Annotated in this window: 14 protein-coding genes; 10 read left to right on the top strand and 4 right to left on the bottom strand. The window is 50.3% G+C overall.

Features of this window, described 5'->3' with window-relative positions; translation table 11 throughout:
* Positions 1-69: 69 nt before the first annotated feature.
* From M4D81_RS25345 to M4D81_RS25315, 7 genes are all read left to right on the top strand, one after another.
* Positions 70-1,674 carry a flavin monoamine oxidase family protein gene (locus M4D81_RS25345; protein WP_260068468.1) on the top strand — a complete coding sequence of 535 codons (1,605 nt, stop codon included), beginning with the start codon at positions 70-72 and terminating at the stop codon, positions 1,672-1,674.
* A gap of 19 nt (positions 1,675-1,693) precedes the next feature.
* The gene (locus M4D81_RS25340) at positions 1,694-2,248 is read left to right on the top strand and encodes a RidA family protein (RefSeq protein ID WP_260068467.1); all 555 of its coding nucleotides are present in this window, start codon (positions 1,694-1,696) and stop codon (positions 2,246-2,248) included.
* Positions 2,249-2,329: 81 nt separating this feature from the next.
* The gene (locus M4D81_RS25335; protein ID WP_071222091.1) at positions 2,330-2,545 is read left to right on the top strand and encodes a twin-arginine translocase TatA/TatE family subunit; all 216 of its coding nucleotides are present in this window, start codon (positions 2,330-2,332) and stop codon (positions 2,543-2,545) included.
* Positions 2,546-2,792: 247 nt separating this feature from the next.
* Positions 2,793-2,996 (top strand): CsbD family protein, encoded by a 204-nt coding sequence (locus M4D81_RS25330; protein ID WP_071222090.1) that lies wholly within the window; start codon positions 2,793-2,795, stop codon positions 2,994-2,996.
* A 32-nt stretch (positions 2,997-3,028) separates the two neighbouring features.
* Complete coding sequence (locus tag M4D81_RS25325; RefSeq protein WP_260068466.1) at positions 3,029-3,304, top strand: hypothetical protein; 276 nt, start codon at positions 3,029-3,031, stop codon at positions 3,302-3,304.
* Positions 3,305-3,549: 245 nt separating this feature from the next.
* A complete protein-coding gene (locus tag M4D81_RS25320) occupies positions 3,550-4,224 on the top strand; it encodes an NAD(P)H-binding protein (protein WP_260068465.1) in 675 nt (224 codons plus the stop codon).
* A gap of 68 nt (positions 4,225-4,292) precedes the next feature.
* The gene (locus M4D81_RS25315; RefSeq protein WP_071222088.1) at positions 4,293-4,673 is read left to right on the top strand and encodes a RidA family protein; all 381 of its coding nucleotides are present in this window, start codon (positions 4,293-4,295) and stop codon (positions 4,671-4,673) included.
* 144 nt (positions 4,674-4,817) lie between these two features.
* Here the strand turns inward: M4D81_RS25315 and M4D81_RS25310 are convergent, their stop codons facing one another.
* The 3 genes from M4D81_RS25310 to M4D81_RS25300 form a co-directional block, all read right to left on the bottom strand.
* A complete protein-coding gene (locus tag M4D81_RS25310; protein WP_260068464.1) occupies positions 4,818-5,582 on the bottom strand; it encodes a tryptophan-rich sensory protein in 765 nt (254 codons plus the stop codon).
* Positions 5,583-5,680: 98 nt separating this feature from the next.
* A complete protein-coding gene (locus tag M4D81_RS25305; protein ID WP_260068463.1) occupies positions 5,681-7,297 on the bottom strand; it encodes a response regulator in 1,617 nt (538 codons plus the stop codon).
* Position 7,298: 1 nt separating this feature from the next.
* On the bottom strand, positions 7,299-9,083 hold the full coding sequence (locus M4D81_RS25300; RefSeq protein WP_260068462.1) for a cache domain-containing sensor histidine kinase: 1,785 nt from the start codon (positions 9,081-9,083) through the stop codon (positions 7,299-7,301).
* Between the two features lie 152 nt (positions 9,084-9,235).
* Between M4D81_RS25300 and M4D81_RS25295 the strand changes: the two genes are divergently transcribed.
* The 3 genes from M4D81_RS25295 to M4D81_RS25285 all read left to right on the top strand — a co-directional run bounded on the left by M4D81_RS25295 (position 9,236) and on the right by M4D81_RS25285 (position 12,386).
* The gene (locus tag M4D81_RS25295; RefSeq protein WP_071222084.1) at positions 9,236-10,117 is read left to right on the top strand and encodes a carbohydrate ABC transporter permease; all 882 of its coding nucleotides are present in this window, start codon (positions 9,236-9,238) and stop codon (positions 10,115-10,117) included.
* Positions 10,117-10,953, top strand: a complete 837-nt coding sequence (locus M4D81_RS25290; RefSeq protein WP_071222083.1) for a carbohydrate ABC transporter permease — start codon at positions 10,117-10,119, stop codon at positions 10,951-10,953. The genes M4D81_RS25295 and M4D81_RS25290 overlap by 1 nt, the downstream gene beginning before the upstream one ends.
* Before the next feature lie 143 nt (positions 10,954-11,096).
* Positions 11,097-12,386, top strand: coding sequence for an ABC transporter substrate-binding protein (locus M4D81_RS25285; protein ID WP_071222082.1), 1,290 nt, complete (start codon positions 11,097-11,099; stop codon positions 12,384-12,386).
* Between the two features lie 300 nt (positions 12,387-12,686).
* Here M4D81_RS25285 and M4D81_RS25280 read toward each other — a convergent pair whose 3' ends face one another.
* Positions 12,687-12,899: a PLDc N-terminal domain-containing protein gene (locus M4D81_RS25280; RefSeq protein ID WP_260068461.1), complete on the bottom strand. Its 213-nt coding sequence runs from the start codon at positions 12,897-12,899 to the stop codon at positions 12,687-12,689.
* Positions 12,900-12,907: the final 8 nt, after the last annotated feature.

Below are 12,907 nucleotides of genomic sequence, written 5' to 3'. Positions count from 1 at the left end.
CAAACCTTATTTTCTCTGCTAAGATCGGCTCATGAATCCAATCACAAACTAGCGAAGGAGTGAACGAGGGTGGCTACAAAAGAACAACCAAAAGAGATGACCCGGAGGCAATTTCTGACGACTGTTGGCAAGGTGGGTGGATCTGTCGCCGTCTTCAGCTTGATGGGTACGATGGGGCTCCTTACGCCGGAAACGTTGAAAGCAGCAGAATATACGCCTCCCGGAAAAAATGACCTGAATCTAAGCGGCCGCGGCGGCAAGAAGATTGTTATTCTCGGCGCAGGAATCGCGGGTTTGACGGCAGCGTATGAGCTCGGTCTGGCAGGTTACGACTGCACGATATTGGAAGCCAAAAGCTTTGCCGGCGGGCGCAACTGGACGATCCGCAAAGGAACCTCCGTTGCGGAGATCGGATTTGGCCGTCAGACCTCCCGCTTTGATAACGGGCTGTACTTCAATGCAGGCCCGATGCGGATTCCGCAGTTTCACGTCACGCTGGATTATTGCAAGAAGTTTGGCGTAGCCATCGAGCCATTCAACAATGTGAATGAGAGCGGCTACTACTATAACGAGAACGTGGGGGCTTTATCCGGGCAGCGCGTCCCCAAGCGTGCAGCCAAAGCCGACGTACGCGGTTACGTGGCTGAGATGCTCGCCAAAGCCGTGAATCAAAATGCGCTGGATCTGCCTTTGACAGCGGAAGAGAAGCTGAAGCTGGTGGATTATCTGAAGATCGAAGGAGATCTGAATCCGGATCTGTTCTACAAGGGTTCCGAGCGCGGCGGGTATAAGGATGAGCCGGGAAGCCGCCTGGATGCCGGTGTGCTCCGGGATCCATTCGATTTGAAGGCGATCATCAATTCCGGCTTCGGCAAATATTTCAGCAACGAGTACGGTTACGACCAGCAGATGATGATGTTTCATCCCGTAGGCGGCATGGACGCCATCATCAAGGCATTTGAGAAAAGAATCGGCAACCGGATCAAGTACCGGGCAGAGGTGAAGGAAATTCGCCAGTCCTCTTCCGGTGTGAGGATCGTGTACACGGACGGCCATTCCGCCAGAGAGCAAGAAATCCGCGGCGATTACTGTATCTGCACCATACCGCTGACGGTGCTGAAGAAGATTCCGGCCGATTTCTCGCCTGAGATGTCCAAAGCGATCAGCAGCGTCGGTTACGCCTCTGCAGGTAAAATCGGCCTGCAGTTCAAACGGCGTTTTTGGGAAGAAGACGAATATTTATATGGCGGCAGCAGCTTGACGAATATGGACATTACGCAAATCTACTACCCTCCGACAGACTATTTTGGAAAGAAGGGGATTCTGCTCGGCTACTACGCATACGGGGGCACTGCCGATAAACTCGGAGCCATGTCGTATGCCGAGCGCGAGCGCCTTGCGCTGACGCAAGGCGCCAAGATCCATCCACAGTATCCGAAGGAGTTCGAGGCATCCTTTTCCATCGACTGGAAAAGGACTAAATACCAGGAAGGCGGCTGGGTATCCTATTCCGCCAACGACAGGAAAACCTACTACCCTACCCTCTGCAAGCCGGATAACCGTATTTACTTGGCAGGGGAGCACATCAGCTACATCACGGCTTGGCAAGCAGGGGCCATTGAGTCCGCCCGCGAGGTCGTAACCGACATCCATCAACGCGTAATGAAAGCGTAAAACGAAGGGAGACGATTCCATGAAAAATCAACTGAAGACGATCCTGGCGCTGGCCATGCTGATCAGTGCGGTGAGTGTAACCGCCGCGCATGCCGACAGCTCCTCCGCCTATAAGAAGCCGACCAAAGCTTCGCCCGCCCCGAAATTTTACGGCAGTCCTACATCCTCTATTTCCAGCGGCGTTATCATACCCGAAGGGGCTTCCTATCTTTATACAAGCGGGACGGTTCCGCCCTTGCTGAACAAGGATGGCAAGACGGTTTATGAGCGCTATGGCGATACCAAAACCCAAGGGATCGGCATCCTGAAGGAGATCGAGAAACAACTGAAGGAGCAGGGGCTGACGATGAAGGATGTCGTCTATTTGAGAGTGTACTTAACCCCGGATGCAGCCAAGAACGGAGCTTTTGATTATACCGGCTGGTTTGACGCATACGCCAAGTTTTTCAATACGAAGGAGAATCCCGTGAAGCCTGCGCGTTCTACCGTGGGGGTAGCGAGCCTCGTGAATGCCGATTGGTTGATTGAGATTGAAGCCGTAGCCGTATACCCTGGCAAGGATAAGAAAAAGTAAATTGTTCTTGTTCCACGTAGTCGGCTGATCGAATAGCCGCTGGCTTTCACACACCATCACATATTAAAGGAGTTGGGTTCCATGTTTCAAAATGTCGGCTTTGTCGGATTGATGATGATCCTGATTGTCGTGCTCATTCTGTTCGGTCCTTCCAAGCTGCCGGAGCTTGGCCGGGCGGTGGGCCGCACATTGTCTGAATTCAAAGCTTCCGCCAGAGACTTGGTTGGGGAAGATAAGGAAGAGGAAAAGGGCAAGGAGAGGGAAAGGGAGGGAGCGGTCATCAAACTGAAAGGGTGATCAGGCCGTTTCATCCAGCCCTCAGCACTATGAGATTGGATATGTATGTACAAATGAAGCTGTCCCGTGGAGCTGCTGTAGCCCATGGAGACAGCTTTTTTGAATGCTTGGACTTTGAGGTCAATGCAAGGACTGAAACTTAGCGATGACATCCTTTGCCAGGATTCAGAGAAACTCCTGAGGGGTATACACAAGTACAGGCAATTCTACATTCCATCATTCATTACTCTAAGAGGAGCTGATATTTATGGATAGCAACGTATTTAAAGGGAAATGGAAACAGATGAAGGGTGAAGCGAAGAAGCAATGGGGCAAATTGACAGATGACGATCTCGATGTGATCGACGGCCAGAAGGATAAATTGGTTGGCAAGCTGCAGGAACGTTACGGACATACGAAGGATGCGGCGGAGCGTGAATATACCGATTGGAGTGCAAGATACCGCGACTAGTCTAAAGGACGATAAGGGAGGCGGAACGAATCATGTTGGAATCCCGGGTTGTGACCGGCAAGGTGATCGATATTCGTGACGGCAAGGTGTTTACCTTACACGGAGACATGGTCAGCACCTATCATTTGGGATACTATGAGATGATGAATGAGGAAGTTCTCCCTGTCACAGACAGTCAGCAGGCGGCATCGTCCACCGCGGGGCTTATGGCGGAGGAAGCTGCCGAATCCTCCGGCTGGCTCCGCAGGGAGTGGAAACCGCTGACCAGCTTCATAACCGCTTGGAGAAAGAGTGCAAATCGAGCCTGATTTGCGCTCTTTTTTTGCCTTTTTAAGCTTGGATGTCCGGGCACTGAGCCATGAGAATTTCATGTGAGTTTTATATTTAAAAAGTCATATTGACTTGGGTCTGATGCGGTGTAGAATGAGGTCAAAAGGAAGTTTGATCATCCCATTTAGGGCGGAGAGTGCTTCGTGCTGCATAGAAGAGCGGGGGCAGCAGAGGCCTTTCATGTCATTCATATTTTATATCATGAACGGAGGGAGGGGGCGAGGTGGGAATGGTTGCACTTGTAATCGGGGCCACAGGGCTTGTGGGGCGTATGGTAACCGAAGAACTGCTGGGACGCGAGGAGCTTGAAGAGGTTCGCGTGCTGGTACGAAGTCTGCCTGATATTTCGCATCCCCAGTTGAAGCCCATCTTGGTAGAATGGGATCAACTGGATCGATACAGCGAAGCTTTTTCAGGCGTCCACAGCGTGTATTGCTGCCTGGGAACCACGATCAGGAAAGCAGGGTCCCAGCAGCAGTTCCGTAAAGTGGATGTGGATTATGTCATCAAGACAGCGGAGTTGGCTAAGCGGCACGGGGTGAGACAATTTATGGCGGTCAGCTCCGCAGGCGCTAATCCGAAGGTTCGTAATTTCTATCTTCGCACCAAGGGTGAGGTTGAAGAAAAGCTGGCCGGGATTGGTTTTCGGGGGCTGCATCTGTTCAGACCGTCATTATTGCTGGGCGAGCGGCCCGAGCGGCGGTTTGGAGAGCGGGTGGCATCGGTTCTCATGACTTCCCTCGACTTTGCATTCAAAGGTCCGAAGCTGGCTCCATATCGGGCCATACCCGCGCGGAAAGTAGCCAAGTCGATGGTGAATATCGGCTTAACGGATATGAAAGGCCGCCATGTATACACCAATGAAGTCATTCATGTTCTCGGCGAGGCCGCTGAATAAATTTGCCAGAGCACCCGTGGCAGATTACAATGTACACAGATAGGAATACATAGAAAGGGTGACAAACCATGAGTAAACATATCATATCGACCAACAAAGCACCGGGAGCTATCGGACCTTACAGCCAAGCTGTAGAAATCAACGGATTCGTCTATACCTCAGGCCAGCTCGGCCTGAATCCGGAAACGGGTGAATTCGGCGAGGGAGTTCAGGAGCAGGCGAAGCTGTCTCTTAGCAACGTGAAGGCGATCCTTGAAGCAGCCGGGACAAGCCTCGACCATGTGGTGAAAACTACCGTATTCTTGAAGGATATGAATGATTTTGCAGCGGTTAACGAAGTGTACGGCAGCTTCTTCTCCGAGCCTTACCCTGCTCGCAGCGCCGTTGAGGTTGCTCGTTTGCCGAAGGACGGACTGGTTGAGATTGAAGTCATCGCCGTTAAGCCATAAGCGATATGATCATATGTGAAAGGGAGCTTTGCCAATGCAGGCAAAGCTCCCTTTTTTTTATGCTCTATTGATTTTTAGCGATATTGAAAAGGGTGCGAACTAATCTCATAGACGAGCAAGGGAAGCTTTTCGTTAAGGCTCGGTTTAATATCGAGATCTTCTCCGATTGCGCGTAAGGAAGAGCCATATGGCATATACAAACAGGACGATAGAGAGTACAAAGGCGGTCATTAAGATGCTGTCGGTTTCCCGATGCTCGGCCGCGATGGCGATGTAAGCCCAGGTGAAGACCAGCGGCACGATGCTGTCCCGGTAACGCTGGCCGATCCATATGGCGAGTAATGTACCGATGCAGAGCAGCACAATCCCCAAAGTGGTTTCGCGCAGGCCGAAGAGGCTCCAGTCATTCTTCTGAAACACGATTCCGACGTTGACGATAAAGGCAGGACATACCCAGCCGATATATAGGCTGAACGGAAATTTCAGACAGAACTTTTCCCCTGACGTTGGATAGTCGATTGTATGCGTGCGTACGTATAGAACCCATAGGGTTAACAGCAGCAGGAACATCACCACGACAGACCATTCAATATACAAATAGTGCCACAAAATAAGCCATGCCATATTGAATACGCAGCTGAGGATAAACCATGGACCGATGGATTTTACCGAATCGCGGTTTCCGGTGTCACGACGCAGCTGATAGATGACAAAAAAGAACAGCAGCACATAGATGACGGACCATATGGAAAAGGCATATCCTGCGGGAGTGATCGCTGTATAATACATATCTGATATCTCCCCGGTTGTTCTGCCGCCAAGCGGCAGCATGCCTGATAACACATTCACGGCAATTACACCGGCGAAAAACAGCAGATTCCACCAGCGGTACGGGTTGTTGCGGTACAATATAATCTCCTCCTGATATCAGTCTGGAATATATATAGAATATACCCAAAAGAATGAATATCGAGCCAGCAGCCAAGAAAAGGGCACCGCCCCTTCACTTAACTCATAGGTTTCTTGCGGTATTCGTTGGGCGTTAAACCCTCCATCTTTTTGAACACTTTGCTGAAATACTTCTCATCCTGGTAACCAACCATCTCCGCGATTTGGGCGATCCGGATCTGGGGATTGAGCAGCAGCGTTTTGGCTTTGTCGATACGAATCCGCCCGAGAAAATCCGATAACGTTACGCCGAATTCCTGCTTGAATTTTCGCGAAATGTACTCCCTGCTAAGAAAGAACTTCCCCGCAATTTGCTGAAGGGAAATCTCCTCATGATAGTGCTGCTCCAAATAGTGGGCAATATCATGAATGATGTGACTGTCCTTGGAATGAATCTGGGTAAGAACCCGGGATGCTGCATACAGCCTTCCGCTGATCTGTTCGCGCCAGCGATCCCAGCAGATCATTCCCTCCTCGCTGTAAGGAAGCGGGGAGGGGAGGTCCTGCGAGATTTCAGCGTCTTCGATGGGCTCCTGCGTGCTTTTCACTTCATTTTCCGTCCAATGATACTGGATCCAGTCCCACTCCGAATTCCATCTCGCCAGATGCTCCGGCGATACGAGATCCCTCTCTCTCACATCTTGCAGCCATTCTTCCGTGGCTGCCTCAATGCGCTCCTTGCTCCTGCTAAGCGCAGCCAGTTTGAATTTCTCCTCGTAGGAGGAGAGCCGCAGGGTGCGCGAGCCATCGCTTTCAACGGCGCGTTCGCGATGGATACGGGATTTGCCGGTTAATAGATTGCGGCTGCACAAAGCTTGGGCGGCATTTAGATAAGCCTTCGGCAAATCTTCGGGAAAGGCGTCTGCTCTGGCGGCACCGAAATGGCTTCGCCTCCGAAGGGTGGAGAAGAACCCGTCATTGATTCGATCCAGTACGTCGTTAAAGGGAAGCCGCGGATTCCAACAGAGGATCATGATTTCACCGGGCTTGTCGATATGTCGAAAGGCAACCCCCTGATCCATCAACAGTTCATTGCAAATATTGATGAGCGTGAAGGATAGCAGATGGCGCCTGTTGCGGAATTTGGACAGCAAAGCTTCGTCAAATTGATCATCGCGTAGGACGGCAACGTTATAGATCATGCCGGTTACCGGCAGCGTCATCCGGTTCCGCAATTGAGAAACCACGCTGTCCCTGTTGCCGTAGCCGTTAACCAGATCCGAGAGCAGGCGGTCCATATAGAAAGGGGTCATCTGATTCATTTCGATATTCTGGTTAGTAATCTGCTGCCGCTTCTCTTCCTCGAGCTGCCAGGTTTGAACCGCTTTGGCCAGCGCTTCGTTCAAGCTGTCCGGTTCAACGGGCTTGAGAATATAGTCAATGCCTCCCGAACGGATCGTATGACGCACATATTCAAAATCATCATATCCGCTAATGACGAGCACTTTAATATCCGGTTTCGTAGTATGGAGCCAGGTAAGCAGCTCCAGTCCGTTTTTGCGGGGCATTCGCATGTCGGTCATGACAATTTGCGGTTTGTTCTCCTCGATTAAGCGGACCGCTTCCTCCCCGTCAGCGGCCTGATCAATTTCCGTGACGCCATGCTGCTCCCAGTCTGCCAGAAGCCCTATAGCCTCCCGCACATGCTGTTCGTCATCTACGATCAATACTCTCATTCTACTGTTCACTCTCCCATGCGTTGATATCGAGCGTGACCTTGACGCCGTGTGGTACTACATTCTCTATCGTTAATCCGGCCTTGTTGTCGGAGTATAAGTTCAATCGCATCAATACATTTAAGAGCCCAATCGATTCATTGCCGGCATCGTTCCGGTCAGGGTGGCCGTAAGCGGTCGCAAGCTTGCTGCGAATCAAGGCGAGCTCGGCCTCTTCGATGGAGGACCCGTTATTTTCAACGATGACGATCAAGCGGCGATCTTCCGAGATGCGGGAAGATATGGATATATGGCCGACGCCGGCGTGCGTATTCATGCCATGCTTAAAATAATTCTCAACAATCGGCTGCAGGATCATCTTTGGAACCGGAGTCGTAAGGCTCTCCGAATCCAAATCCCATGTGATGTCCAGCTGGTCACGGAACCGCTGCTTCTGCAGTTCAAGGTACAGCCGCACATGGTTGATCTCATCCTGCAGGGTCACTTTGCCCTCGCTGTTGCGCATATTGTAGCGCATCATATTCGCCAGCGATGAGAGCAGGGAATAGATTCGCGGCACATTATGCTGCAGGGCCAGGGTACCGATCGACTGGAGCGAATTGTACAGGAAATGCGGATCAATCTGCGCCTGGAGTGCCTTCAGCTGATTGGTCTTATTGGCGATTTCCAGCCGGTACTCACGCAGGATCAGGTTGTTGATGGTGTCCATCATCGTTCGGAAGCGGCGGGAGAGAATCCCGATCTCGTCCGGGCTTGTAACGTCAATATCCACGTCAAGCCGCCCGGTTTTCACCTGATTCATATAGCTTGTGAGTTGTTTAATGGGTCTTGTAATCCGAATGGATATCCATAGCGTGCCGAATATGACAACGAACAGTGCTAATATCGCAATAATCGCGTTAATGCTCGTGAGTTCTGTCGAATGTTTGTACAACGTTTGATGCGGGATTTGTTTGACAAGCGTCCAAGGAGCGTAAGGCAAATCGAGCTTCTCGTAGACGATCATCGCGTCTTCGCCGTCATAATATCCATTATCCGCTTGAGCGATTTCGCCCATGAGCACAGGGTCGTCCAAACTTTGCCCTCTCTGCTGCGGATCCGGACCGTAGATGATGCTTCCCTCGTCATCAATCAAGTATAGCTGTTCTTCCCCTTTAGCATACAGTTGATCGCAAATGGCCAAAATACTGTCAAGTTTCACATCGATCGCCATAAGGGCATATTGGTCGGGTGACGGCACGTTGGTGATGGATCGATAGAAGGTGAAAACTTCAAAATTCAAAATGTCCGCAGGCCGCGGAGGGAACCCGTAACTGTGCACCTGATGGACGGGCTCGATGGCCGTATTGCCCAGGCCGAATTCTTCTATTTTACGGTAGGGCGCCTGACGGAATTCCCTACGAGGGAGATTACTAGATATCTGGGTGGACTGTCCCGTTAAATTATTATGCAGATAAATTTGATGCACGTCCTGCGTGCCCGTTTGAATGGCCTGCAAGGTTGTATACAGCTCGGCTACAACCCGGTGATTATCGGGATCTAAGGCAAGATTGCGCAGAAAATGGGGATCGGAATATACGGACAGGGAGGCGCGGTCGATGCCGCGCAAATAGTTCATCAGATTGGTGGCTCCCTGATAAATCAATCGTATATTTTCATCCACCGTCTGCTCCTTCACGGACTCGCGGGTATGCGTAAACGTAATGAACAGCGAGAGCAGGAGCGGAATGGTTGTGACAGCGAGCATGAATGTGATCAGCCGGGTCTGGATGCTGCGGTATTTCATATAGGATCACCCCCTGAGTTATGGATTGGGCATCGCGTATGGTCAATATTTTACACCTAACGGTTCATGATTCTCCGTGTTTATTGTTTACAGGTTACCGCATAATGGCTGTACATCATACAACAACTTAAACGAAAAGGGGAGATCAAGGGATGAATCGAAAAAAATCTTCGGCGCTGCTGCAGCAGTTTCTTTTCGTGGGACCTTCCACTATTTTTTTCATCCTGATCATGATCATTCCGTTCCTTCTGGGTCTTTATTATTCCTTCACGAACTGGAATGGCGTGTCAAGCAAAATCGACTTTGTCGGCTTTGATAATTTTGTTACCATTTTTACCAATGATGATAAATTCCGTGATGCCTTCTGGTTCACAACCCGGTTTACGGTGCTTGGCGTCATCCTTACGAATCTGCTCGGATTTTTACTGGCATACTTCCTGACCAAGCCGCTTAAGACACGGAACGTGCTCCGGACGATTTTCTTCATGCCTAACGTCATCGGCGGCCTGCTGCTCGGTTTTATCTGGCAGTTTATTTTTGTCAAAGGGTTTGCAGCGATCGGTAATGCCACCAACCTCGGTTTTTTCAATCTGCCGTGGCTCGGTACGAAGGGAACTGCCTTTTGGGCAATTGTAATCGTTTTCGTATGGCAGACGGCAGGTTACCTGATGGTCATCTACATCTCCTCGCTCAACAACGTGCCGAAGGATATTCTGGAGGCAGCCGAAATCGACGGCGCGAGCAGAGGGCAGGTACTGCGGTCTATCATTATACCGCTCGTTATGCCAGCGGTTACGGTATGTTTGTTCCTGGCGATTTCCTGGTCCTTCAAAATGTTCGACTTGAACCTGTCCTTAACTAAAGGCGGACCGTTCGGCTCCACGGAGTCGGTGGCCATGAATATTTACAACGAGGCTTATACGAATAACCGTCTCGGGCTCGGAACGGCGAAAGCGGTCATCTTCTTCATCGTGGTTGCCATCATAACAAGTCTGCAAGTTCGATTCACGAAGAGCAAGGAGGTTGAAGCCTAATGGAGACCACGAAAAAATACCGGCTGAACACCATGGTTACCGAGATCATTATGGTCGTCGTAGCCCTGCTCTTCCTGGTTCCGTTCTACTTCCTGTTCGTGAACTCTGTCAAAACCTTCGGCGATCTGTTGACGGACTCGGCAGGACTTCCGACCACCCTTGAATGGAGCAACTATTCACGGGCGTGGGAGATCACCAATTTCCCGCAGGCGTTCTGGAACTCGCTGGTCGTTACGGTAGCCAGCAATCTGCTGCTGGCGATGTTAAGTGCGATGACCGCGTATCAGATGGTTCGTCGGAACACGCGCTTTAACCAGATCATGTTTGCGCTGTTTGTGGCGGCGATGGTCATTCCGTTTCAATCGATCATGATTCCGCTCGTGAAAGTGACGGCAACGATGGGCATTAACAACAGCTTGTACGGGCTCATTATCTGTTACCTGGGTTTCGGAGTTCCGCTAAGCGTATTTCTGTTCCATGGCTTCGTGAAATCGATCCCGATGGAGATCGAAGAAGCCGCAACCGTGGATGGATCCAGCGGATACGGCGTATTCTTCCGGGTGGTATTCCCGCTGATGAAGCCGATGTTCGTTACGGTCATCATCCTGAACACCCTATGGATATGGAATGACTACCTGCTGCCATCCCTGATCCTGCAGTCCGCAGAGCTTCGGACCATTCCGATTGCTACCTTCGCCTTTTTTGGGCAATATACCAAGCAGTGGGATTTGGCTCTGCCGGCGCTGGTGCTGGGGATCATGCCGGTCATTATTTTCTTCCTTGCCATGCAGAAATACATCATTGAGGGCATTACGCAAGGAGCGGTGAAGGGATAGCCGCCAATCGGTCAATTCCTTCCCCCTCACAGATCAATATAATCCCTGATTTAACGAAAAAAGGTTGATTATACTGGAAAAGTAAACGCTATCAACAAATGCAGTACACGATCCTTATAGAAGAAAAAAAGGGAGGATTCACAATGAAGAAATACGGTAAGCTGCTCCTGGTCATGGTTCTGGCTTTCTCTACGCTGCTTGCAGCCTGCGGCGGAAAGAATGAGGACAATCAAGGCGCTGATGGTGGTGCCGAGGGCGGAACGAAAACGATTAAGATTTTTCAATTTAAAGTCGAAATCGCCGAAGCTCTGAATAAACTGAAAGCCGAATACGAAAAAGAGCATCCCGGCATTAAGCTGGACATTCAAACGGTTGGCGGCGGCTCGGATTATGGCGCGGCACTGAAAGCGAAGTTCGCTTCCGGCGACGAGCCGGATATTTTCAACGTTGGCGGATATCGCGATCTTGAAACCTGGTTCGAGAATGTTGAGGATCTCTCAGACCAGCCATGGGTGAAGGATGTTGTTGACGTTGCCAAAGAGCCTATGACCAAAGACGGTAAACTGTACGGGCAACCGATGACGATCGAGGGTTATGGATTTATTTATAATAAAGATTTGTTTGAAAAAGCGGGAATCACCGAGCTTCCTAAGACGCTCACAGAGCTTGAGGAAGCAGCCAAAAAACTGCAAGCAGCCGGTATTACGCCATTCGTGAACGGATACCAAGAGACCTGGATTTTGGCCAACCATTTGCTGAACATTCCTTTCGCCCATCAGGAAGATCCGAATGCATTCGTTAAAGGAATGAATGAAGGCACGGAGAAGCTGGTTGGCAACGCGAAATTCGACGAATGGATGAGACTGTTCGACCTCACCGTCCAATACGGCCAGAAGAACCCGCTGACGACGGATTACAACACGGAAATCACGACCTTTGCCAGCGGTGAAGCGGCCATGACCCAGAACGGGAACTGGACGCAAGTACAGATCGACGGCATCAATCCGGATCTGAACATCGGCCTTCTGCCGATGCCGATCAATGACAATGCCGAAGAGAATGACAAGCTTCCGATCGGCGTGCCAAACAACTGGGTCGTGAACAACAAATCGCAGGTGAAGGATGAAGCGAAGGAATTCCTGAACTGGCTCGTCACTTCGGAGACCGGTAAACGTTACATTACGGAAGAGTTCAAGTTCATCCCGGCACTGACCAGCATCGAAGCAAACAGCGAGACGCTTGGCGATCTGGGGAACGATGTCATGAAATACAGCAAAGAGAACAAGGCGCTCAGCTGGGAGTTCAACAAATTCCCTGACGGCGGCATGAATGAATTCGGCAGCCAGATGCAAGGTTATGTGGCAGGCAATGTGGACAAGAACCAATTGTTCGAAGGCATTCAGAAATCATGGGAAAGCTTGAAAGCGAAGTAATCATAATAAAAGGTCGAAGACAGACTCATTTAGAGCGCTGTGCTTCGACCTTTTCGTTTCTTAATCACATACTTTTAGCTCGTTTTGGGTACGTGAGCACCGGAAGGCCCGGCTGAATTCAAGATTCGATGCCGAGCTGCTTCCTGATTCGCTTCGTGTTAGATATAGAATTTATGAGTTATCAGTGGAACTGATGAAATTATATATCGCAAGAAAACCTACCTATGCATCGCGGTCGCTCATCCTTGAAGTGGCCTCGATAGAGGTTTTCTTATCAAAAGCGGACTTTTTGAACAACCTCTAATAATGATTTCGGATCAGCAAATATATAATGAGACCAACAACAGGGAAGAACAACAAGCCCAGCACAACCAGAATCGCAAATTCGGGGCTGCGGCCTTTTCGCCTGGCGTCCTTATAACCCCATACGCAGACGGCAATGTGAAGAAGGAAGAAGAATAATCCCAGTAATAATGTCAAAATCCCGATAATGCCAAAGCCAACAAAACTCATAATGAAAT

Source organism: Paenibacillus sp. p3-SID867 (genome assembly GCF_025142895.1).
Classification (GTDB): Bacteria; Bacillota; Bacilli; order Paenibacillales; family Paenibacillaceae; genus Paenibacillus_AQ.
This window is presented reverse-complemented; position numbering and strand designations above follow the sequence as displayed.

Coding starts and splice junctions, on each gene's coding strand:
- M4D81_RS25295 (WP_071222084.1), top strand. CDS start 9,236: ATGAATCGAAAAAAATCTTCGGCGCTGCTGCAGCAGTTTCTTTTCGTG.
- M4D81_RS25340 (WP_260068467.1), top strand. CDS start 1,694: ATGAAAAATCAACTGAAGACGATCCTGGCGCTGGCCATGCTGATCAGT.
- M4D81_RS25330 (WP_071222090.1), top strand. CDS start 2,793: ATGGATAGCAACGTATTTAAAGGGAAATGGAAACAGATGAAGGGTGAA.
- M4D81_RS25290 (WP_071222083.1), top strand. CDS start 10,117: ATGGAGACCACGAAAAAATACCGGCTGAACACCATGGTTACCGAGATC.
- M4D81_RS25285 (WP_071222082.1), top strand. CDS start 11,097: ATGAAGAAATACGGTAAGCTGCTCCTGGTCATGGTTCTGGCTTTCTCT.
- M4D81_RS25305 (WP_260068463.1), bottom strand. CDS start 7,297: ATGAGAGTATTGATCGTAGATGACGAACAGCATGTGCGGGAGGCTATA.
- M4D81_RS25280 (WP_260068461.1), bottom strand. CDS start 12,899: ATGAGTTTTGTTGGCTTTGGCATTATCGGGATTTTGACATTATTACTG.
- M4D81_RS25300 (WP_260068462.1), bottom strand. CDS start 9,083: ATGAAATACCGCAGCATCCAGACCCGGCTGATCACATTCATGCTCGCT.
- M4D81_RS25325 (WP_260068466.1), top strand. CDS start 3,029: ATGTTGGAATCCCGGGTTGTGACCGGCAAGGTGATCGATATTCGTGAC.
- M4D81_RS25315 (WP_071222088.1), top strand. CDS start 4,293: ATGAGTAAACATATCATATCGACCAACAAAGCACCGGGAGCTATCGGA.
- M4D81_RS25335 (WP_071222091.1), top strand. CDS start 2,330: ATGTTTCAAAATGTCGGCTTTGTCGGATTGATGATGATCCTGATTGTC.